The following is a 21,250-nucleotide window of genomic DNA, read 5'->3' as shown; positions in this document are numbered from 1 at the left end:
AGGAATGGGAAGTGATGCGGAGCGGGTAATTCATGGCTGGTAGCCCAGCAGGGCCAGTTGCGGCAGCAGGGCGGACAGGCGCGCCTCCCACGGGGCGTGCCGGAGCGCTGCCCGGTAATTCCTGTCCACCAGGTCCTGGTAGGAGGAGATGTCCGTTAAAAGGCGGGTGATCTGTTCCTGGGCGTTCCGTTCGCTCACTTCCATGACGGGATTATACCCCAGCAGGTCAACCAGCTCCTGCGGGGCCCTGCCTGCTGGGAGCGTGCGGGACAGCATGCATTCCCAGTAGCGCTGGGTGAGGGTTTCCACCTCTCCGGCCATGTCCGGGTGCGTATCGCACCGGGGGTAGGAGACGGTGATTTTTGCGGAGGCCAGCCCTTCGCAGAGGGAACGGAAATCCGGGAACAGGAGCGGCCCCTCCGCGGCGGGGGACAGATGGGTCCATTCCGGATGCTCCCGGCACGCCCGGACGGCAGCCCGGTGGAAGAAAGGCATCTGCCTGCCGAGTTCCAGAAGGTCAACGGGCCTTTCCCGGAGGTCCTTTCCGGGCAGGTAGCCCGCGGGGTCAATGCCTTCCGGAACGTGGACGGCATGGACATGGGGCAGTTCCTTCCGGACGTATTCGCAGACGCGGGAAGAGGTGCACAGGAAGGTGCGGACATGGTGCCGTTTCAGGGAGGAGATAAGGCGCGGCCAGTACCGGGGCCACACATCCCACAGCATGGGCACGATTTCATGTGTGTAGGCGTACGGCCACGCGAAGGAGTCCGGATAGCCCGCTCCGGGGACCAGCAGGGCCGGCCGCTGGGAGAAGAGCAGGGGCAGGCCCGCGGAGAGCTTCAGCCGGGCAATCGTCAGGAGCGCGGGCCACGGCACAGCGCGCCTGCGCTTCACGCCGCCTCCTGCGGCCTGCCACGCCCGGGCAAACCAGTCCATGAAGAACTGGTGGTTCCCCTTTTTCCTGACAGGTTCCAGCAGAAGAAGCTTTTTCATGCGTTTCCCTCCTTGAGCGTCTCGTTCCATTCGCGGATGATCCGTTCCAGCGTAAAGCGCGGTTCCTGCTCCCGCGCTTTCCGGGCGTACGGGGCCAGATCCTCCGCGGCCATGGCGAGCATGGCGGCACACAGGGCGTGGCTGTCTCCGGCGGGGAACAGGCGGCCCGCCCCGCTGTCACGGATGAGTTCCCGGCAGATGGGGATGTCCGCGGCCAGGACCGGAAGGCCGCAGCCCATGGCCTCAATCTGCACGAGGCCGAAGCCCTCGCACCGGGAGGGGAACAGCAGAACGGCATGTTTGGGGTATTCCCGCTCCATGGCTCCGCAGCTGCCGTGCAGGCGCACGCGGGATTGCAGGCCGCGGTTCCGGATGAATTCCTCCATCCACGGGCGCAGCGGGCCTTCCCCGTACACGTGCAGGTTCCATTCCCCGTTCCGGCGGGAGAATTCCTCAAACGCCTCCAGGGCCAGGTCCGCCCCCTTGTGGGAGGAGAGGGAGCCTGCAAAGACGAACGTCTTTGACGTCAGGGAGGAATGCTCCGTGGCCGTGAAGCTGGCCGGGTTGTAAATGCGGCGCGTCTTCAGCCGGTGCTGCGTTTCAAAGTTTTCCCGGTCATGGTCTGACAGGACGATGATCTGGTCAAAACGGCGGTGGAACCGCTGGAGCGCGTGGCGGAAGTAACGGGCAAAATGGGGTCCCTTGAACCCGAAGTAGTCTTCATACGCCGCATGGGACCAGGAGATGGTCCTGGTGCCGGGGGAAAGATGCGGCTGGACCAGGGCCAGCAGGAGTGAGTCTTCAAATCCGGAGCCGAACACGACGGCGTCATACCCCTGGCTGTTGATATGCCCGGCGAGGCGTTTTTTAAAGGCGCGCGTGTACCGCAGGAGGGCGTACGCGCGGGCTCCGGTAGCGGAGGAGAACAGCGGGGTGCGGGTGACCAGCCTGTCCGCCGCGGAACGCCTTATCTTCTCGTAAAGACTCATTTCATGGTGGAAAAAGCGTATCCTGTCCAGGTTCAGCCCGTACGCGTTTTCCAGCGGGGGCTGTCTCAGGCAGTACACGCTGAGGTCATGTTCCCGTGCCAGCGCGTTCATGACGCGCGTCAGGACGCGGGAGACTCCCCCTACGCCGAAACGTTCCCAGGCGATGAAACAGATTTTCATGAATAAAAGGAAAGGATGATGGAAAGAGAAGGGGGGCGGTTCATCTGGACGTTCCCGCCAGAGTGGAGAACAGGTCTTCCCACAGGCCGGTAATGCGGGACTTGCTGAATTTCCGGCTGCTCCGGAAGCAGGCCGCGGACATGGCCTCCCTTTTCCCGCTGTCCCTCATGAGGTCCAGGAGCCGGGCGGCGTACTGCTCCAGGTCAAAGGGCGGAACCAGGATGCCCGTGCGGTCCGGGTCAATGATATCCCGCACGGCGGTGAAGGATTCAAAGGCCATGGGGACGCAGCCGTGCTGCATGCCTTCAATCAGGACCATGCCGAAGCCCTCAAAGGTGGACGTCATGCACAGGATGGAAGCCCTGCGGTAGTATTCCTCCGGGTGGCCGGAAGCGCCTTCAAAGGAGTAATTGACGCAGCCGCATTCCTCCGCCAGCCCGGTGAGGAATTCCCGGTCCGGCCCGTCCCCCACGATGCGGAGGAACCAGCCCGGTTCCCGGCGGCAGACCGCGCTCCATATCTTCAGCAGGCGGTCCACGCCCTTCACGGGATTGTCCAGCCTCCCCACAAACAGGACTTCCTTCTCTTTTGCGGCAGGGATGCTTTCGTTTTCAAAGGAATTCATGTTCGGGATGGCGGTGATCTTCTCCCGGCGGACCCCCGGCAGGAAGGCGTAAAAATCCTTCCTGAAAGAATCGGACAGGACGACGAAGGCGTCCGCGTGCGCGATGCGGAGGTAGAAATTCCTGCGCCACTTGAGGCCGTAGTACATTCTTTTCAGGAAAGGCGCGCGGAGGCGTCCCCGGATGTCCGAGTGGTGCATGTCGACAATGACCGGGGGTTTTCCCGGAAAAGCTTCCAGAAGGCGTTTTTTTCCGGCCATGCCGGGGAAAAGGGCCCAGGCCCCCAGCAGTTCCCCGTCATGGATGATGACGTCCGGCGCCAGTTCCGCCATGACCTGCCGGAAGCCCTGCTGCCGCTGTTCCCTGGCCCCGGCGGGCGGCGTGGGCAGTATCTTCTGAATGGCTGCAAAGGGCGCGTAAGGGGCGTTCCGGTACCAGCTCACGACCGTGCATTCGTGCCCGCGGTCCTGCAATTCATGAATCAGGTTGCACATGGTGCGTTCCACCCCGCCGCAGGAGGGGTTAAGCGTGCCCATGAAACAAAAGAGAATCTTCATTGGAATATTGGCTGGTTAACGCTGGAACAGGGAGTTCCATTCCCGGACGACGCTCGCCGGGGAGAAGAGGGAGGCATGCTGAAGCCCGGCCTGCGCCATGGCGGCGCGGAGGGGGGCGTCCTGCATGAGGCGGATGAGCTGGCGCGCGTACTCCTCCTCGTCAAAGGGGGGGACCAGGATGCCCGTGCGGTCCGGAATAACGAGGTCGCGCACGGCGGCATAGCTGTTGAAGGCCATGGGGACGCAGCCGTTCTGCATGGCTTCCGGCAGTACCAGCCCGAAGCCCTCAAAGGTGGAGGCCAGGCATAAGATGGAGGAACGCCGGTAATAGGGGGCCGGATTCCGGAAGCCCTCAAAGGAGACGCCGGACAAGTTCAATTCCCGGGCCAGCTCCTTCAGGCGGGCGGCGTCCGGGCCGTCGCCCACGATGTCCAGGCGCCAGTCCGGCAGGGCCTTTCCGGCGCGGGCCCATATCCTCAGCAGCCTGTCCACGCCCTTGACGGAGTTGTCCAGCCTGCCGACGAAGAGGACGCGTTTTTCCTTTTCCTGCGGTGCGGGCGCGTCTTCAAGCAGGGGGAGAGCGTTCGGGATGGCCGCCAGTTTTTCCGCAGGGGTGCCGGGGGCCAGCAGCCGGAACTCCTCCATGCCGCCGCGGGAGAGGGTGACGATGTGGTCATAATTGGCCGCCAGGTCCCGGAACAGGCTCTTTTGCAGGCGCCATGCCCTCTGCTGCTTGACGGGAAGCACCAGGGCGTTGAACAGGAGGTTCCGCAGTTTCCCCGGGAACGTGCGTGCGCCCCGGCGCTTGTGGACAAGACGGTAATAACGGAGGGAGGAATACTGGGAGCTATGCTGTACGGCAACCAGCTTCAGGGAATCCTCCTTCATTTGGGCGCGGCTGCTGAAGATGCCCCAGCGGCCGGTGATGCCCCCCTCCGTCTGGTCAATGAGGACGTCCGTCTTTTCCTCCCACAGCAATTTCCGCAGGTAATCCTGCTCCTCCCTGCGGGAAAGGCCCGGAGGCAGGAAAGTCAGGGGAACGGGCGGGAAATACGTTTCCCCCAGCCTGTTCTTCTCACGGCAAAGCAGCAGGACGCGGTGCCCGGCGTCACGCAGCATTTCAGCCAGGCCATGGGTGGCGCGCTCCATGCCGCCCTGCTTGCCCAGAGGTTCGCTTGGGAGATAGATGACGATGTTGCTCATGGTTGTTCTTGCAGGCATTCCAGCCATTGGGGAATGACTTTTTCCGGCTGGTAATGGGTTAATACGTCCGTGCGGGGAGGCACGTGGGGGCCGCTCATCAGGTCATCCAGCTCCCGGGCGAACAGGCGCAGGCTGAAGGGAGGGATGAGCCGGCCCGTCTCCCGGTCCGGCAGCATTTCCGCGGCGGCGTGGAAACTGTTGAAGGCAACGGGGATGCAGCCATGGGAAAGAGCCTCGTTAATCACCATGGGCATGCCTTCATGCGTGGAGGTGAGGCACAGGATTCTGGCCTTCCTGTAATAGGGGGCCGGGTCCCGGACGCCTTCAAAATGGACGTTTTCCAGTTTCAGCCGCGCCGCCAGCCGTTCCAGGGCGCCGCGTTCCGGACCGTCCCCCAGCAGGTACAGGCTCCAGTCCGGATGCCGGGGGTGGACTCTCTTCCAGACATTCAGCAGGCGGTCCACCTTCTTGGGGGAATCCACCAGCCGCCCTACGTAAAGGACGGCGTTTTCCTTGCGGCAGGGGCCGGTTTCCACAGGCTCATAAGTCAGCAGGTTGGGGATGGAGTACAGCCGCGCCCTTTCCGGCGCTCCGGCCAGTTGAAGGGCATCCTGCGCATAACGGCTGGAAAGGAAGACCACCTTGTCGGAGCCGCGGAACATGTCCCGGTATTTCTTCCTCTTGGCGCTTGCGGCCTGATATTTCCTGTACGGGAGGATGGCCCGGCGCAGCAGGGTTTTCACGGCATTGCCCCAGGTGCTGAAATCCTTCCGGAGCAGGGCGGAAAAGTAGTCCAGCCCGGTGTGGACGTCAAAGGAAATCCAGGAGACGATGGACGCCTGAACGGAAAGGCGCTCATGGCTGAAAAAGAAGGAGTCGTCCTGGTTGGCCCCGCAGTTGATGATGCAGTCAATCCCTTGTGCGGCGCACAGGGTTTCCACGTACTCCCTGTTTTCCGCGCAGGAGAGCGTGTCTGTCCGTGGGAGGTAAAAGTAGGGGGAGGCGGCGGGCAGGGAATCCGGCCGCCGGAGGGACAGGAAGGAAACCCGGTGGCCGTGCCGTGACAGGGCCTCCGCCAGAAGGTGCGCCGCCCGTTCCGTTCCCCCTGCATGGGGCAGAATGGGGTGGTCAAAGTAAAAGATCAGGTTCATGGCGGCGGAACGGAGGTGGAAACGGAAAAAGCGGGGGGAGGGAAGGAAGGTTACCGGGCTTTGAAAAAGTAATGGAGGGGATTGCGTGTGGAGGCGGCCTTGGACAGCAGGCGCGTGACGCCGTAATGCCAGGGGCAGGGGAGATGGTTCTTCCGGAAGGCCGCCCGGTTCTGCCGCGTATTGCGCAGGATGGCCCGCAGGCCAGCCGTGCTGGAACCGCCGGGGCGCATGAACACCATGTTGCGGTCCATGTAAGCCGTGGAGATGCGGTTCTTTTCAATGAAGCGGAGCATCAGTTCAAAATCCGCCGCGCTGCCGATGGCGGGGTCAAAGCCGCCGTAGCGGGTGAAGCATTCTTTTTTGCAGTAAAACGTGGGATGCGCCGGGCACCACCCGCGCTGGAAGGCGCCGGGGCGGTAGCCCGTGCCGCGCCACGTGCGGACGATTTTACGCGCTCCGTCAATGTAATGCAGGTTGCCGTGGACGGCGTCCGCCCCGTGCCGGGCGAAGGCTTCCGCAATGGCCTTCAGAACGCCGTTGTCCTGGTAATAGTCATCCGCGTTCAGGAAGCCGATGACGTCCCCGGTGCTCATGCGGATGCCCTTGTTCATGGCGTCGTAAATGCCGTTGTCCGGTTCGGAAATCCATTTCAGCCGTCCGCGGAAGCGGTCTTCAAAGGCCTGGAGCATTTCCCTGGTGCCGTCCGTGCTGCCGCCGTCCACCACCAGGTATTCGTAATCGTTCCAGGACTGCGCGAGCACGCTCTCCAGGGTGTCCCGGAGAGTGGAGGCGCTATTGCGGCAGACGGTGACGATGGTGATCTTCATGTGGCGGAGCCTGGCGGGATTACGGGCGGAGTTTTTTCAGCATGCCGGCATGGTGGGCGTCCGTCCCCCACCACAGGTACAGGTTTTCCTTCCGGAACTGCCGGGCGACCGCCTGGCAGGTTTTTCCGTAAAGGCCGAACAGGGAACCTATATTCCCCTGGAAGCGGATGCCCCGTGAGGCCAGGGCGGCCAGTTCCTCCGGAGGCATGATCTTCCCGTACCGCTCCGGATGGGCCAGCACGGGAGTGAATCCCCTGTCCCGGACCAGTTGGAGCATGTCCATCCACGCATTCGGCAGGCGGAACTGCGGAAGCTCCACGAGCAGGTGCGTGCCGTCATGGCTGAGCGGCTCCTCCTCCGTGATCATCCGCTCGAAGTTCTCGTCAAGCATGTACTCCGCCGAAAGCCGGAGATCGAAATCCCGGTCCGGCAGGGAGTCCAGAAGCTCCCGGAAGCGGGCTTTCAGGCTGGCCGGGGTGTTGGAGGGGTAGCGGCTGATGATGTGGGGGGTGCAGTACGCGCCCCGGAACCCCCTGGCTTTCAGCAGGGAAATGATGTCACTGCTGTCCTGGAGGGTATGCGCCCCGTCGTCCACGCCCCACAGCAGGTGGCAGTGCATGTCCATTCCGTCAGGACAGAGCGCGGCGGTCTTGAGCCTGGGTTGGAAGAGGGAGGAGAACAAGGCTGGGAGATCAGGAATGAGCGTTCTTGGAGGTATTGCCGTAGTGATAGCCGTAGCCGTAATAACTGTAGCTGCTGGCCTTGAAATCCACGGCGTTGATGATGAAGCCCAGATTGGGAAGCTGGCCGGAGTCCGCAAGCTGCTGGACGGTGGAGATATGCCGCTTGTCTATCCTGTTGCTGCGGATGACGTACAGGGAGATATTCGCATGGCTGGCGAGGATGGCCGTGTCTGCAAGGATGCCGTACGGGGGGGAGTCAATGATGACGGCGTCATAGCGTTCCCTGAAGAGCCGGATGAGCTCCTCCAGCTCCGGCAGGGAGAGCAGGGTGACGGGATTGGGTACCTGCGGTCCTGCGTACAGGATGTCCACTCCGGCGTGTTCCGGCAGGGTGCGGATGACGGAAAACGGGTCTTCCACTTTGCGGAGAAGGATGGTGCTCAGCCCCTTGCGTCCCTTGCCGTCCAGTTGTTTGGACAGGGACGCCTTGCGCAGGTCTCCGTCAACGACCAGCACGCGTTTGCCGATGTTCGCAAAGGCCAGGGCCAGGTTCGCGGAGATGAAGGTTTTCCCTTCCCCCTGCATGGTGGAGGTAAGGAGGATGACGTGCCCCTGGTTCCGGGTGACCGGAAGCATGGAGTCCGCATTGTGGCACAGGATCTGGAAATACTCTGAAATGACGGAATGCTCATCCGTGAACATGCGGGTCACGTTCCTCTGCTCCTTCTTGGTCATGGCCGGGAGTTCCGCTACCACGGGAAGGTGGGTGACGGCGTTCAGGTCCTTCCTGTTCTTCACCTTGTTGTTGAGCAGGGCCAGGCCGAGGAATCCGAGGATGCAGGCAATGGCGCCTCCCGCGGCCGCGGTCAGTACGGATTTTCTGGTGTTGGGGGCGATGGGGGAGTCCGGGCCGTGGGCTGCCTCCAGCACGCGTGCGGAGGATTCCGTCAGGGCCAGCGTCAGGTCGTTTTCCAGTTCCTTGCTCAACAGCGTGAGGTAAAGTTCCTCCTTCACCCGGTGTTCACGGTCCAGGGGCGTCAGCTCCCGGGCTTTTCCGGAAGTGGCCGTGAGCCTTTTGCCGATGTTTTCACGCTTCTTGGTGAGCTCCTCAAGCTGGAGTTTCTGGTTATTGCGGAGATTGTCCAGGGAACGGGCCGCCGCGCTGCGGGTGGCGTCCATCTTCTTGGTCAGGGTAACCACAATGGGGTTCTGCCCACCTGCGCTGCCGGCTACTTTCTGGTATTCCAGATACGCGGTGTTATAGGCTTCAATCTGGCGGGAAACGCCGGAATCCGCAATGCCGGTATCCAGGGAGATGAGGCCCGCCTTCTGGTCCAGGGCATTCAGGCTTTCCTTCAGGCCGTCCGCCAGTTTCATCTGCGTCTGGAGCTCAAAGATGGAATTATCCAGGGTCTGTGCCGCATTGAAGTCTGCGGAAATGGACGCCTCCGTGTCTGCGATGATGTCATTCTTGATTTTAATATCATCCATTTTCTGGTCCACCTGCTTTAGGTCCGCGCCTACCTGCGCGCGCTGTTCCCGGATGAAATCCTTTGTTTTTACCGCGGTGGTGCGGCGTTCCGCCGTGGAATGGTCATTGTAAACCGCAATCAGCTTGTTCAGCGTATCGGCGGCTTTGGCCGGATTGGTGGAAGTCAGCGTCATTTGCAGGATGCTGGACTCCTTGGCGTCCGGGCGCATGACCGTAAAATTGGCAAGAAGCTGGTCCGCGGCGGCGTTCACGGGGGTACGGCGCACGGTGATGGTGGTGCCGGGGACGGCCTCCGTCATGTTGGACGTGGGGTAAACCGTAACCGTGGCGAAGGGAAGATGGATGGGGGTGTGGAAGGTGCCTTTCTCCTGGACGGGGTTGCCGTTGATGTCATGGTACGTCAGCACCAAGGAGTTGCCCTCCTGCAAGGTGACGTCCACGCTGCAGAAGCGGTTCTCCGCGATGCCGTCAAACGTGACGGTGATGGGGCTGTCCCTGTACAGGTCTATCTGGCGCAGGTCCTGCTGCTTCCAGTAGGAGACATTCAGCGCCAGGTCTTCCACCGTGCTCCGCATCACCGTGCTGGAGCGGAGGATGAAGCTTTCATTAGCCAGGTTGGCGGCTCCGGAATCCATGCCCAGGTCCACCTTGATGCGGTCTGAGGAGGACTCCTTGCTGGACTCCCTCATGAGGACGCTGGCTGTTTTTTCAAAGATGTAATTCTGCTTCCCGGTCATGTAGTAGGCCGCGCCGCCCCCGGCCAGGGCAAAGAGCAGAATCCAGTACCAGCGTCTGAGAAGAATGCCGGTGATGACATCCAGGGAAAGGGAGGACTCCGGTTCCTCGGCGGGCGGTGCGGCGGGGGGAGCAGAAGTATCTGGCATAAAAGAAGGAGCGGTCAAAAAAGGTGTCGGCTTTCCGTTTCGCGGAAAGCCGGAGGGATGGGCAGGGTGCGGCTACAGGGCGCACAGGGCGACGATGCCGAGGATCAGGCCCAGGCCGGAAGCGGCCCAGCCGACGTACTGGACAGTATCGCTGCGGGTGTTGATCTTGCGTTCGGCAGGCGTGACGTAAAGGGTGTCATTCTGCTGAATGTAGTAATAGGGGGACTGGAAGAGGTCCTTGCTGCGGAGGTCCACGGTGGCGATCTGGCGTCGGCCGTTGGTCTCCCGGATCAGGGTAATGTCCCGGTTGCCGTCAATGTTCAGGTCTCCGGCGCGGCTGATGGCTTCCAGAATCGTCAGGCGCTGGCCGTCCACGGTGTAGGTTCCGGGGGAGGCCACCTCGCCCAGGACGGAGAATTTGAAATTGGTGATTTGAACGTTGACGGAGGCATCGCTGATGTAATCCCTGTTCCTCAGGGTGGCGGCAATGTCATCCCCCAGCTGGGAGCAGGTCTTGCCGGCCGCCTTGATCTTGCCGATGACCGGAAGAACGATGTAGCCGTTTGAATCCACCAGGTAGCCCTTCCGGGAGGTGGTGCCCTGGCTGCCGGAGCCTATCTCCGAGACGGCGAAGGGAGCGGCCAGTTCAGGCTGCTTGCTGCTCACGGTGATGGAAAGCTGGTCATCCTTCTGGATGCGGGTCTGGTAATTCCCCTTGATCTGTTCATTCGTCTGTCCGGAGACATCTTGGATATAGAGGACTTCCTTGGGGCTGACGCAGGAAGGGAGGAGAGAGGAAGCGGCCAGGACTGCGGAGCAGACGGCGGCTTTGCTGATGAGGTGGTGTATATTCATTGGTTGGAGAGAGGTTGGATGAAGGGAGTCAGAAAGAGCGGTTGGGAGAGGGAGTGGAGGAGGGCAGGGAAAGATCGTTATGGACCAGGGTTTGTCCCAGTTTGTTCTGGAATGCCTCATTGCACTGCTGGATTCCTTCACGGATCAGGACTGTGCGGGCTGTCTGGAAAATGAGGGAAAGGTCCAGCTTCAGGTTGATGTTGTGAACGTAAATCAGGTCATAGCAGAGGCGGCGGCAGAAGGGGATGCCATTGCGGCCGTGGATCTGCGCCATGCCGGTGATGCCGGGACGGACGGAGCAGCGCCTTTGGCAGTAGCTGGGCGGGAAAGCGGCCATCTGGGAGGGAATCCAGGGCCGCGGTCCTACAAAAGCCATGTCGCCTTTCAGGATGTTGATTAACTGGGGAAGTTCGTCCAGGGAGGAGCTGCGGAGAAAACTACCCAGCCGGAACACCCTCTGTTCATCAGGCAGAAGGTTGCCGTGTTCATCCCTTTCATCGGTCATCGTTTTGAATTTGATGATCTTGAACAGCCTTCCCCTGTACCCTACGCGCGTTTGCAGAAAAAACGGGGATTTCCCTGTAGAAAGTACAAGAAGTCCCGAAACGATCAGCAGCAGCGGAAGAAGAATAATGAGAGCAGTTCCGGCAATGAGGCTTCCAAGAAACGGTTTGCAGATACGCATGTACATAAAGGCCGCGGCAGAATTAGCGGATTGCAAATCCGATGTCAATAGTAATCATTAAAGAAAAATTACTTATTTAACTTCTCTGTGTCTTAAAAAAGTAAAAAAATTTAATGCAAATCAATGTTTTTAAAATATAACATGATGAAATAAAAGGATTTATAATAAAATTCATTCTACCCTATTATTTTGATAGGATTTGCAATCCGCTGGATATTTTAAACCGGACGGCGAAGAATTGAATAAGATGTCTTTTTATAATAGAAAGAACGTTGAATTAACTTATTCAGTAAGATAAGATAACGGAATTGGCTATTGTTGTGCTTGTATTGGTTTGCAGGGGAATGGCGGCGTTTGTACAGGTAATGGAAGGAGTATGCACGGAGGCGTCAGCAGGGGGAACGGGGGAGGGCGTTTCTCTGATTTTTTCTCTCCCGGCGCTCTGTTTTTTGCCGCATTCAAGTGAATTCTCCCCCTCAAGGCCTCCCGCCTCTTGTTTAGCCTTGAGTTGCGCGCGCGGAGTTGTTAAGATAGAAGGCAGGTATGGCATTGGATGTGCAGGAGCATCATGCATTTGAGCATGAAGAGGAGCGCCCCCCGGTTTGGATAGGAATGGTGTGGGGTGGCGTGTCCCTGCTGGGCGGCGCGGCGCTGCTGGCGGCCATGCTGACGTTTGACGTGCGGGAAATAGGCTGGAGTTATTTAAACAAGTCCGGGCACGTGGTTCCCGGAACGTCCAATGTGCTGGGGCTGGCAGGGCTGTATGCCGCGGGAATTCTTTACTGGGTGCTGGGCGGCATGGCCTGGATGCTTGTCATTCTGCTGGAATGGTGGGGCTTTTACCGTCTGGCGCATCGCGGCAGATTGCCCCGCGGCGTGGTGTACGGAGGCCTGTTCCTGCTGCTGTGCGGGTGCCTGTTCCTGACGGCCGGGCATGTGCCGGGAGCGGAGTGGGTGGCGCGTCACCAGGTGCAGGGTTCCGGCGGCCTGGCAGGCCATTTGCTGGGGACGCTCCTGTTGATTCCCCTGGCGGGAGCTTCTGCCGTGCTGGTGCTTTCCGGCCTGGGTTATCTGGCGGCCCTGATTTACGCCGCGGGCATGCACCCCCGGCCGCTGTTCCGCGCCGTGCTGCGTGAATGGCGCGCCTGGCGCATGAACCGGAAAGAGAAAAAGATGAAGCGGCGTTCCGACCAGCTTGCCAGGGAGGCGGCCCGCGTAAGGGCCAGCATGGACGCCGCCGCCCTTTCCGCCCCCAGGCCGGACCGGAAGAGCAGGGCTTCCTCCTCCCCCCGCCTTCAGCGCACCGGGGATGATCTGGAAGGCTTATATAGTGAAGTCACCGCGGCTCCCCCCGTGAAGCCTGCCGCCGCGCCCGCCCGGGCCACGCGCACGCAGGGCCGCCTTCCCCTGACGCCCAAGCCCAGGATTACCGTGGCGGAACCCGCGGAAATCAAGCCCGCGCCCAAGGAGCAGCCTTTCTCCAAACTCTCCACGCCGCCCACGGAGGAATTCCGCAATTACGAGCTTCCCCCCTTTGAACTGCTGCATTATGAAGAAAAACCGGACGGCCCCACGGAGGAGGACAAGGATGAAATGCTGGAAATCCAGCAGAAGATCATTGATACGCTGACGACATTCCGCGTGGATGTGACGCCGGGGGACATCACCCGCGGTCCGACCATCACCCGCTATGAAGTTTATCCCGCGCGCGGCGTGCGCGTGAACACCTTTGACCAGTATGCCAAGGACATTGCGCTGGCGACGAAGGCGGAAAGCGTGAACATCGTGGCGCCCATACCGGGCAAGGACACGGTGGGCATTGAAATTGTGAACCGGAAGAAGGTGGCCGTGCCCCTGCGGGAACTGCTCCAGGACCCCGGCTTCTGCTCACCCAAGAAGAAAATACCGCTGGCTCTGGGGAAAGACGTGTACGGCCGCACCGTGATCGGGGATCTGGCCTCCATGCCTCACCTGCTGGTGGCCGGGGCCACCGGGTCCGGCAAATCCGTCTGCATCAACAGCATTATCTCCTCCATGCTCCTGAAATTCCGTCCGGATGAACTGAGGCTCATTCTGGTGGACCCCAAGGTGGTGGAAATGCAGCCTTATTCCAAGCTGCCGCACCTGATCGTGCCCGTGGTGACGGACCCCAAAAAGGTGCCCAATGCCCTGCGCTGGTGCGTGAATGAAATGGAGCACCGCTACCACTGCTTCGCCAAGGTCGGCGTGCGCAACTTTGAAGCCTTCAACAAGCGTCCGCCGGACGCGCCTGCGGAAGAACCTGAAGAGCCGGAAAACGGGGAGGGGGACGAAGCGCTGGCGGAGGCCGTCGCCCGCGAATTTGAATCCCAGGGCGAATGGCCGGCGGAAGAAGATGATGAACTGGACCTGGATGACGACGGCGTCATCCCTGAACGCTTCCCCTACATCGTCATCATCATTGACGAGCTTGCAGACCTGATGCAGACGGTGGGGGCGGACATTGAAACCAACATCGGCCGCCTGACCCAGAAGGCCCGCGCTGCGGGCATCCACCTCATTGTGGCTACGCAGACGCCCAGAAGGCAGGTGGTCACCGGAACCATCAAGGCCAACATACCCACGCGCATCGCCTTCCAGGTGGCCAGCGGCACGGACAGCCGCGTGATTCTGGACAGGCAGGGCGCGGAAAAACTGGTGGGCAAGGGGGACCTGCTGTACCTGCCGCCGGGTTCCGCCCAGGTGGAGCGGGCGCAGGGCGCCTTTATTTCTGATGACGAGGTGGAGGCCCTGGTGGCCCACTGCGCTTCCCAGGCCAGGCAGAAATTCCATGAAGAGGTGCAGAAATCCCTGGAAGAGCCTTCCCACGGAGGGGCGGACAGCCCGCTGGATGACGCGGAGGAGGAATGCTACTCCAAATGCCTGGAAGTGGCCCTCATTGAGCGCAAGGTGAGCACGTCCCTGCTCCAGCGGCGCTTGAGCATCGGGTACGGGCGTGCGGCCCGCATGATGGATTTGCTGGAATCACGTGGAATCATTGCGCCTGCGGACAACACCAACCGTCCGCGCAAGGTGCTGGTGGAATAAATGATAAAAAGCTGCCCTCTCCCATGAAACGCTTCCTTTCCCTGCCGGTCCTGGCGGCGTGCGCGCTGCTGGCCGCCTCCTGCTCCCAGCGGGTACAGCCTGTCAAAAAGGCCCCCCGGCCCCCGGTGTACGTGGGAAAGGTGGAGCAGGTGTACCCCACCCATAACTATGTGCTGATTGCGCTGGCCGGGAAGATTTATGAACCGGGCACCGTGCTGATCTCCCAGTCTCCGGGCCTGGAGGAAAACCGGAGGGTGGCCAACCTGGTCGTGACGGAGGAACGGCTGGGCCGGGCGCGCATTCCGGCGGACATACGCAGCGGCGCCGTGGAGGCGGGGGACCTGGTGTTCCTGTACCGCAACCTGGCCGCTCCGGAAAGCTCCGGGAAGAAGGATGACCAGGACCCGGACCATCCGGCCCCCAAACCGGATGAAGACAACAGGGACATTACCCCTCCGATTACCCCGGACAGCGGCAAGACTCCGGACGGCCTGCTGCCCATGCCCGGAGAGGAACCCGCGCCTGACTCCGCGGAGCAGGAGCGCATTTCCCGGGAACGGGAAAAAATCCTGCGGGAGCTAGACAACATCCCGGGCAGGCTGGATGACCCGTGGCGCGAGGCTTTTTCCGGAAAATCGGCGGGTAAATGACCGGCAGCGGATGCATTTGGGATGTTGAACGGGGCGGTTACGCGCTGCTCCTGATGCCGGAAAGGAGGGCGGGAACCGGTCCGGCCATCCGGGATTCAGACTCCTGCTTCCTTAAAACGGATGGATGATTGATTCCAGTATTCCATATATACCCGGTTCTCTTGTCCATCAAGATTCAACTGGTACAGGCGGAAGATGACCGGAATATCCTTGGGCTGCCACTGCTCTTCATAGGAATACTGGTAGTGCATGCCCAGCTGTTTCATCACGCCGCCGCTGCGGGGATTCCTGATATCGTGCGTGGCGGTGATGAAGGGGACGCCGTCCTTTTTCAGCTGGCCGACGACAGCCCTGGCCGCTTCCGTCACGAGGCCTCTGTGCCAGAACTCCTTGAGCAATCCGTAACCGAGGTCATGACTCCCGTCCGTACCTGCGTGGATATACCCTACAGGCGCCTGGCCGTTCTTCAGGCAGATGGCGTAATGGTATCCATGAGGTTGCCTGTATACTTCCAGATACTTTTCTTTGAAAAGAACCCCGGCTTCCTCCACGGAGGCCAGCGGAAACCACGGCAGATACGTGTTCACCTCTTCATCACTGTAAATATGGAACAAGGCGTCCAGGTCCTTTTCTGTAAATCTTCTCAGAATCAGCCTTTCTGTTTCTAAAGCGGGCGTATTGGTGGAATCCATGGATTGAGCTTCTGGGCGGCTTTTTATAATTCTAGTATCTGTCTGTGGAATGTCAAACGGCCCGTTTCATTCCCCGGCCCGGCCTCGCGGTGCGGAAGGTTGCCTGTTCCCTGGAGGCCCGTTTTTTCGTTGGCGGATGGGGAGGCTTACAGCGGGAATGCGGCATCCGCGAGCTTTCCCGTCTGGGAAAAGTGCCGAATTACTCCCGGATATGCCTATTTTTTAGATTCATTCAATAAATGCTTGTTTTTTTACAGGCCGTTATTAGGATACTCCCGCTTACGCAACCCGATGACTAATTTATGAAATCCATCAAAGGCACAGAAACAGAAAAGAATCTCCTCAAGGCGTTTGCCGGGGAATCCGAAGCGCGCAACCGTTACACCTACTTTGCCGGTGTAGCCAAGAAAGCAGGCTACGAGCAGATTGCGGCCATCTTCCTGGAAACGGCTGACAATGAAAAGGAACATGCCAAGGTGTTTTTCAAACTGCTTAAGGACGCCTGCATTGAAGTGACCCACACCGTCTGCACGGCTCCCCTGGAATCCACGGAGGAATGCTTGCTGGCCGCCGCGGCCGGAGAGCGCGACGAATGGTCCGAAATGTACCCCACGTTTGCCGAGGTGGCGGACAGGGAAGGCTTCCCGGCCATTGCGGAAACCTTCCGCAAGATTGCCACCGTGGAACAGCACCATGAAGCCCGCTACCTGAAGCTGGCTGAAAACGTGCGCGACGGCAAGGTATTTGCCAAGGAAAAGGAAATCCAGTGGAAGTGCCGCAACTGCGGTTACGTGCACACCGGAGCCACCGCCCCCAAGGTATGCCCGGCCTGCGTGCATCCCCAGGCGTACTTTGAAGAACTGGCGGATAACTTCTAATCCTCCTTTCTCCAAGAACTTGATTGGGGCCGGTTTCACGAGCTGATCGTGTGATCGGTCCCGCTTTTTTACATACGGACGCATTACACTGATGGACGGGAAGCACACGGATACGAAATGGAGGGACTATGGCCGGCGGCTCTGGAAATTTGCCGGAAGCTACGGGCTGGGCATCGCCCTGATGCTGGTACTGCTGGTGCTTACGTTTGCCGGCACGCTGCACCAGGTGCGCCTGTCCTCCTCCATGGGGTCGGAAGCCGCCATAGAATCCTTCTTCGGCGCGCCGTATGTGCTGATTCCCCTGGGCGGGGAGCACTCCCTCATCTCCCTCCCGCTGCCCGGCATGGGAATCACGTGCACTCTTCTGTTCATCAACCTGCTCATAGGGGGCATGTTCCGCGTCCGGTGGACGTGGAAGCACGCGGGCATTCTGGTGGCCCATGGCGGAATTCTGCTGCTGCTGGCCGGCATCATGCTTGGCAATAAAATGACGGTGGCCGTGGACCAGGTGGAACTGCCCCAGGGGGACCGGGTGCATGAGCAGGCCCTGCCGTTTGACCTGCGCCTGAACCGCTTTGTGCCGGAATTCTACCCCGGCACCTCCAAGCCCAAATCCTATGAATCCCAGGTAACCGTCTTTCCGGAATCCGGAGGCCAGTATGACGCCGTCATCCGCATGAATGAGCCGCTGCGCCTCTCCGGGTGGACGCTGTACCAGATGAGCTGGGGGCAGGACTCCCTGCACCCCGGCAGGCTCATCTCCATCCTCCGCGCCTCGCACAACCCCCTGGAGCAAATGCCCAAATGGTCCTCCTACATCATTGCGGCGGGGCTGCTGTGGCACTTTGGCTTGGTCTTTGGAAGATACCTGCGCCGTAAGCCGGGGCAGGTTCCCGCAGGGATGGAGGCAGCCGGGGAACAGCCGGAACCGTCCGTTCCCGGCGGAAGACGCCGCCTGCGGCTGGTAGGCGTTTGCGTGCTGGTGGCCGCCATCTTCGGAATCGGCATGCTGGCGGCCAGGCCTGCCGCCCATCCGGTTGAAGTGAAGAACTATGCGCCCTGGTCCTCCTTCCTGGTGGAACGCGCCGGGGGAATGGCCGTGCAGGACGGCGGGCGGCTGAAGCCCGTCTCCACGTATGCGGGCTTCCATCTGCTCCGGACGCTGGGCAAAAGAAGCTTCTCCATCAATACGCCGGAGGGGAAAAAGAAGCTCTCCCCGGTGGAATGGATGCTGGACTGCATGTTCCGCCCGGAACTGGCGGAGCAGTACCCCGTTTTTCTGGTCAACCGGGAAGAGGTGGTCACGCAGCTGCACCTGCCTGGCCAGGCGGACAAGCGTAAAAAATACTCCTACGCGCAGATTGCGGAACGCTGGCAGGAAATGACCCGTGCCGTCCGGGAAATCCGGATGCTGGGAGAAGGAAACCTTACGGAAGCCCAGAAGGAAATCCTGGCCCTTTCCCGCAACTTTGACGTGGTGCGGGGGTGGATGCTCGGCTCACGGATCATGCTGGAAGACCCCGCTGCCATGGAGCGGATGGAATTCCCCCGCTGGTTCCCCGCCGGAAACCACGATGGGGAGCGCCTGTGGACGGCTGCCCCGGACAAATCCACCGGGGCCTTTCTGGCCATGGCCTCCCTGCTGGAGCGCAAGGCCATGGGCATGGAAGGGAAGGAAGCGTCCGGACTGAGGATGAAGGCGGAAGGACTGCTGCTGGAAAAATTGGCGCAGCCCAATGAAGCCGCCTCCGCCGGGGAGCGGCACAGCCTGGAAAGGGAAATCTTCTACTACCGCCTGGACCCGCTTTACGTCTCCCTGGCTGTCTTTGTGGCGGCGTTCGTGTGCCTGCTGGTCTGCGCCCTTTTCCGGCCTTCCGCCGGCGCTCCGCTCTGGCGGCGCTTCCTGCGGCCCGGCGGGTTCAGCCTGGCGTGGCTGCTGGGAGCGGCGGGAACCGGCGTGCTGGTGGCGGCCCTGGCCATCCGCGTGATGATCACCATGAGATCCCCGGTGGGCAACACGTATGAAACCATCGCCTTCATCGCCTGCATGGGCGTGCTCTGCGCCCTGGTGGCGGAGCTGTTCAGCAAAAAGGGCATCGTGCTGGCGGCGGGGCTGCTGCTGGGGGCGCTCTCCTGCCAGATGGGCATTCTGTATGAATCCTCCCAGGCGGTGGACCACATGGACCCGCTGGTAGCCATCCTGCGCTCCAACTTCCTGCTCTCCACCCATGTCATCACCATTGTGCTGGGGTATGCGGCGGGACTGCTGGCGGCGGTGCTCTCCCATGTGTACCTGCTGGCCTCCCCCCTGCACCTGATCGGCAGGAAAACGGAACTGTCCCTGGACCGCATGGCTTACGGCATCCTGTGCTTCTCCCTGGTATTCACGCTGGTGGGAACGGTTTTCGGCGGCATCTGGGGCAATGAATCCTGGGGCCGCTTCTGGGGTTGGGACCCCAAGGAAAACGGGGCGCTGATGATTGTGCTGTGGCAGTTGATCGTGCTGCATGCGCGCAAGGCCGGGTGGCTCTCCCCCTGGCTGCTCCACTTCAGCAACGTGGTGGGCGGCGTCATCATCGCCTTTGCCTGGTGGGGCGTCAACATGCTGGGCGTGGGGCTGCACTCCTACGGCTTCACCTCCGGGCGGGACGCCCTGGACATCTTCTACTGGTCTGAGGCCGTCCTGTGCGTCCTCTTTATCATCCTGCACTACCGCGCGCTCCGGCGCGTGGACATCAGGTAGGGGAGGGAAGGACGCATTTTTCTCATTTTCTCCTTGCCGTTCCGGATTCCCCGGTATATATTCTTGCCACCTCATGCACGGATAGCTCAGTGGTAGAGCGGCTGTCTTACACACAGTTGGTCGGGGGTTCGAATCCCTCTCCGTGTACCATCAATAAGCCTCGCAAGCTTAACGTCTTGCGGGGCTTTCTTTTGTTATGGATTTGTGGACGGACGCCTGTCATGTGCAGAATAATTTGCAACGTTTCCTTGCTACATTCAGTGTCCATGCCATCACCCATATTCAAATGGTCACAAAGCTAAAGCATGAGGGCCGCGAGGAAAAAATTTTCAGGCTGGCATTCAAAAGAGCCGGTTTGAAATAATAAAGCCCTGTTTCCAAATCTGGAAACAGGGCGGTTTGGCTTCAAACATTCGGTGAACGCATTTGCTTGGTTCTCCCTGTTTCAAGGAGAGAACCGCATCTGGTTCTATCGGCTATTTTAATGCCATTGTGAGTATGTAGCCTATTTATAATTATAGTTGTGATGCCTTTTGCATAATTTTAATGATTTTGGAACCACCCCGGTTGATTAGCCCTGTGAGCACATAGCACCAGCGTTCCTTTCCAGTTTCATTCGGAGCAACAATAATATCTATGGGACCGCTGTTGTCTTTATGTACAGAGAACTGCGATGGTTGCACCCATTCCGCGAGGCTGATAACTGCTCCGCACCAGCCGTAATCCGGACGGTTCTCTCCATCACAATTGACATGGCCCGTGATGGTTCCGCCCTCCGGTTCGATAGTGTAAGCAGTTTCAAAATTATCTTCCCAATTGTAGGGCTCGACGACTTTCAGCCCATACATACTGCACAGTATTTTTTCTTCTAAAACAGCCTCCTCGGCAGTAACACTAGTTGAATACGTGCGGATAACAGCTTTTTCCGTGATGCCGTCAACGGTGGAAATGGTTTGTCCTCCTCCGCACATATAAGCCTTCCCAAGGGAATAAGCATCAGCATACCCTAATGAATTATATTCTCCTCTGGTGCCAAAATACGCCGCGAGACTAACTTTATAACGGTGACGGTGAACGCCAATATCCGTACCGTAATCCGGATCATACTCTGGTGTACCATGCAGGCCCCACGTTGTGTGGAGAGGAAAGTAGGTTCTGTCCCAAAAGATGGCGGCAAAAATAGGTTTATGAACGTATACATTGTAAGCGATGAGCACAGGCAGTTTGTTGCCACAGTAATTTTTTCCTATTAACGTCCACACACATGTGGAATGACCATAGCCTATTTCTGCTGACTTATCTGTCAGAGGTACATGTAAAGCCCAGGGAGCTTCTTCCCATATGGAGACGGCCCTGTCGTATACCCAGCCAAAAAAGCGGAGCGACGCTCCAAAATGTACCACAGACTTATTTGGGCATTCGATGTGTATCCATTGTGAGTTTGCACCGTCATCTTTGTGTCCTTCCCCCACAAGTGTGGTTAAAACTCCTTTTTGCGGTATTGCTGATGCATTCGTCCAGCACCCGCCCCCATGGTAATCTTCTTGTGTTGAGAACGCAAAAAATGAATCGTAGACTGCTTGCATACGGGAAACGATCTTTGCCCCACGGACAGTCAGGAGGGCCGTATCAGTGCTTTCCAACGTATTTTTTCGCGTATTTCCATTCACGACAAGCGAACCGTTAAACGTTTCCGTTCCTGTGTGAATATTGTTGCCGGTAAAGGTATTATTGCCATCAAGAGTAGCAAGGTTGGATGGAGCGGTAGCATTCCATTTATTCCTTTCCTGAGCAGTAATATGAACCGTAGAATCATTTTTATGAGTAGTGAAGGTAGCTATACTCACCTTGGAGCCAAGTTCAGAAGAATCGGCTTTCGCATTCCATGTGGTACGTTCCTCTTCCGTAATGTGAACGGTCATATTTTCAGTGTGTGTGTCCAGTCCATCCTGCGTGGCCGTTAACACTCCCTTCGTTTCTCGGGTATTCCATTTCTCACGTTCTTCTTGCGTCAAATGCATTGTCGCATTTTCGGTGTGTTCGGTTACTTCATCACGGGATGCCAGAGTGACTCCGTTAAGAATATTAGTAGTATTCAT

At 59.4% G+C, this 21,250-nt stretch carries 16 protein-coding genes and 1 tRNA gene; 5 read left to right on the top strand and 12 right to left on the bottom strand.

What is annotated here, in order from left to right; translation table 11 throughout:
* Positions 1–30: 30 nt before the first annotated feature.
* The 10 genes from ABGM91_RS11690 to ABGM91_RS11645 form a co-directional block, all read right to left on the bottom strand.
* Complete coding sequence (locus ABGM91_RS11690; protein ID WP_354832536.1) at positions 31–993, bottom strand: hypothetical protein; 963 nt, start codon at positions 991–993, stop codon at positions 31–33.
* Entirely contained in the window at positions 990–2,162 is a 1,173-nt protein-coding gene (locus ABGM91_RS11685) for a glycosyltransferase (protein WP_354832534.1), read from the bottom strand. The genes ABGM91_RS11690 and ABGM91_RS11685 overlap by 4 nt, the downstream gene beginning before the upstream one ends.
* A 40-nt stretch (positions 2,163–2,202) precedes the next feature.
* Complete coding sequence (locus ABGM91_RS11680; RefSeq protein ID WP_354832532.1) at positions 2,203–3,342, bottom strand: glycosyltransferase; 1,140 nt, start codon at positions 3,340–3,342, stop codon at positions 2,203–2,205.
* Positions 3,343–3,357: 15 nt separating this feature from the next.
* Entirely contained in the window at positions 3,358–4,563 is a 1,206-nt protein-coding gene (locus tag ABGM91_RS11675; protein ID WP_354832530.1) for a glycosyltransferase, read from the bottom strand.
* On the bottom strand, positions 4,542–5,696 hold the full coding sequence (locus ABGM91_RS11670) for a glycosyltransferase (protein WP_354832528.1): 1,155 nt from the start codon (positions 5,694–5,696) through the stop codon (positions 4,542–4,544). The genes ABGM91_RS11675 and ABGM91_RS11670 overlap by 22 nt, the downstream gene beginning before the upstream one ends.
* Before the next feature lie 50 nt (positions 5,697–5,746).
* On the bottom strand, positions 5,747–6,523 hold the full coding sequence (locus tag ABGM91_RS11665) for a glycosyltransferase family 2 protein (protein ID WP_354832526.1): 777 nt from the start codon (positions 6,521–6,523) through the stop codon (positions 5,747–5,749).
* Positions 6,524–6,542: 19 nt separating this feature from the next.
* Positions 6,543–7,205 (bottom strand): CpsB/CapC family capsule biosynthesis tyrosine phosphatase, encoded by a 663-nt coding sequence (locus ABGM91_RS11660; RefSeq protein ID WP_354832524.1) that lies wholly within the window; start codon positions 7,203–7,205, stop codon positions 6,543–6,545.
* Between the two features lie 10 nt (positions 7,206–7,215).
* Positions 7,216–9,582: a polysaccharide biosynthesis tyrosine autokinase gene (locus tag ABGM91_RS11655; RefSeq protein ID WP_354832522.1), complete on the bottom strand. Its 2,367-nt coding sequence runs from the start codon at positions 9,580–9,582 to the stop codon at positions 7,216–7,218.
* A 72-nt stretch (positions 9,583–9,654) separates the two neighbouring features.
* Complete coding sequence (locus ABGM91_RS11650; RefSeq protein WP_354832520.1) at positions 9,655–10,437, bottom strand: polysaccharide biosynthesis/export family protein; 783 nt, start codon at positions 10,435–10,437, stop codon at positions 9,655–9,657.
* A 28-nt stretch (positions 10,438–10,465) separates the two neighbouring features.
* A complete protein-coding gene (locus tag ABGM91_RS11645) occupies positions 10,466–11,122 on the bottom strand; it encodes a sugar transferase (RefSeq protein WP_354832518.1) in 657 nt (218 codons plus the stop codon).
* Between the two features lie 543 nt (positions 11,123–11,665).
* Between ABGM91_RS11645 and ABGM91_RS11640 the strand changes: the two genes are divergently transcribed.
* Positions 11,666–14,188 (top strand): DNA translocase FtsK 4TM domain-containing protein, encoded by a 2,523-nt coding sequence (locus tag ABGM91_RS11640; protein WP_354832516.1) that lies wholly within the window; start codon positions 11,666–11,668, stop codon positions 14,186–14,188.
* Between the two features lie 23 nt (positions 14,189–14,211).
* Entirely contained in the window at positions 14,212–14,838 is a 627-nt protein-coding gene (locus ABGM91_RS11635) for a hypothetical protein (protein ID WP_354832514.1), read from the top strand.
* Positions 14,839–14,933: 95 nt separating this feature from the next.
* On the opposite strand, the gene ABGM91_RS11630 is transcribed toward ABGM91_RS11635, so the two are convergent.
* The gene (locus ABGM91_RS11630; RefSeq protein WP_354832512.1) at positions 14,934–15,530 is read right to left on the bottom strand and encodes a GNAT family N-acetyltransferase; all 597 of its coding nucleotides are present in this window, start codon (positions 15,528–15,530) and stop codon (positions 14,934–14,936) included.
* A gap of 302 nt (positions 15,531–15,832) precedes the next feature.
* Here ABGM91_RS11630 and rbr point away from each other — a divergent pair, with 302 nt between their 5' ends.
* From rbr to ABGM91_RS11615, 3 genes are all read left to right on the top strand, one after another.
* A complete protein-coding gene (gene rbr / locus ABGM91_RS11625; protein ID WP_215428025.1) occupies positions 15,833–16,408 on the top strand; it encodes a rubrerythrin in 576 nt (191 codons plus the stop codon).
* Positions 16,409–16,499: 91 nt separating this feature from the next.
* The gene (ccsA, locus tag ABGM91_RS11620; RefSeq protein ID WP_354832509.1) at positions 16,500–19,151 is read left to right on the top strand and encodes a cytochrome c biogenesis protein CcsA; all 2,652 of its coding nucleotides are present in this window, start codon (positions 16,500–16,502) and stop codon (positions 19,149–19,151) included.
* A 75-nt stretch (positions 19,152–19,226) separates the two neighbouring features.
* A tRNA-Val gene (locus ABGM91_RS11615) sits at positions 19,227–19,301 on the top strand.
* A 365-nt stretch (positions 19,302–19,666) separates the two neighbouring features.
* On the opposite strand, the gene ABGM91_RS11610 is transcribed toward ABGM91_RS11615, so the two are convergent.
* Positions 19,667–21,250 (bottom strand): hypothetical protein, encoded by a 1,584-nt coding sequence (locus ABGM91_RS11610; RefSeq protein WP_354832507.1) that lies wholly within the window; start codon positions 21,248–21,250, stop codon positions 19,667–19,669.

This window comes from Akkermansia muciniphila, assembly GCF_040616545.1.
In the GTDB taxonomy this organism is placed as follows: Bacteria; Verrucomicrobiota; Verrucomicrobiia; order Verrucomicrobiales; family Akkermansiaceae; genus Akkermansia; species Akkermansia muciniphila_E.
The sequence above is the reverse complement of the archived record's forward strand: the minus strand, read 5'-3'. Positions and strand labels throughout refer to the sequence as shown.

Bases quoted from the DNA above. Each gene is read 5' to 3' on its own strand.
- ABGM91_RS11680 (WP_354832532.1), bottom strand. From the start codon at position 3,342: ATGAAGATTCTCTTTTGTTTCATGGGCACGCTTAACCCCTCCTGCGGC.
- ABGM91_RS11640 (WP_354832516.1), top strand. From the start codon at position 11,666: ATGGCATTGGATGTGCAGGAGCATCATGCATTTGAGCATGAAGAGGAG.
- ABGM91_RS11610 (WP_354832507.1), bottom strand. From the start codon at position 21,250: ATGAATACTACTAATATTCTTAACGGAGTCACTCTGGCATCCCGTGAT.
- ABGM91_RS11655 (WP_354832522.1), bottom strand. From the start codon at position 9,582: ATGCCAGATACTTCTGCTCCCCCCGCCGCACCGCCCGCCGAGGAACCG.
- ABGM91_RS11675 (WP_354832530.1), bottom strand. From the start codon at position 4,563: ATGCCTGCAAGAACAACCATGAGCAACATCGTCATCTATCTCCCAAGC.
- ABGM91_RS11690 (WP_354832536.1), bottom strand. From the start codon at position 993: ATGAAAAAGCTTCTTCTGCTGGAACCTGTCAGGAAAAAGGGGAACCAC.
- ABGM91_RS11670 (WP_354832528.1), bottom strand. From the start codon at position 5,696: ATGAACCTGATCTTTTACTTTGACCACCCCATTCTGCCCCATGCAGGG.
- ABGM91_RS11650 (WP_354832520.1), bottom strand. From the start codon at position 10,437: ATGAATATACACCACCTCATCAGCAAAGCCGCCGTCTGCTCCGCAGTC.
- ABGM91_RS11635 (WP_354832514.1), top strand. From the start codon at position 14,212: ATGAAACGCTTCCTTTCCCTGCCGGTCCTGGCGGCGTGCGCGCTGCTG.
- rbr (WP_215428025.1), top strand. From the start codon at position 15,833: ATGAAATCCATCAAAGGCACAGAAACAGAAAAGAATCTCCTCAAGGCG.
- ABGM91_RS11630 (WP_354832512.1), bottom strand. From the start codon at position 15,530: ATGGATTCCACCAATACGCCCGCTTTAGAAACAGAAAGGCTGATTCTG.
- ABGM91_RS11645 (WP_354832518.1), bottom strand. From the start codon at position 11,122: ATGCGTATCTGCAAACCGTTTCTTGGAAGCCTCATTGCCGGAACTGCT.
- ccsA (WP_354832509.1), top strand. From the start codon at position 16,500: ATGGACGGGAAGCACACGGATACGAAATGGAGGGACTATGGCCGGCGG.
- ABGM91_RS11665 (WP_354832526.1), bottom strand. From the start codon at position 6,523: ATGAAGATCACCATCGTCACCGTCTGCCGCAATAGCGCCTCCACTCTC.
- ABGM91_RS11685 (WP_354832534.1), bottom strand. From the start codon at position 2,162: ATGAAAATCTGTTTCATCGCCTGGGAACGTTTCGGCGTAGGGGGAGTC.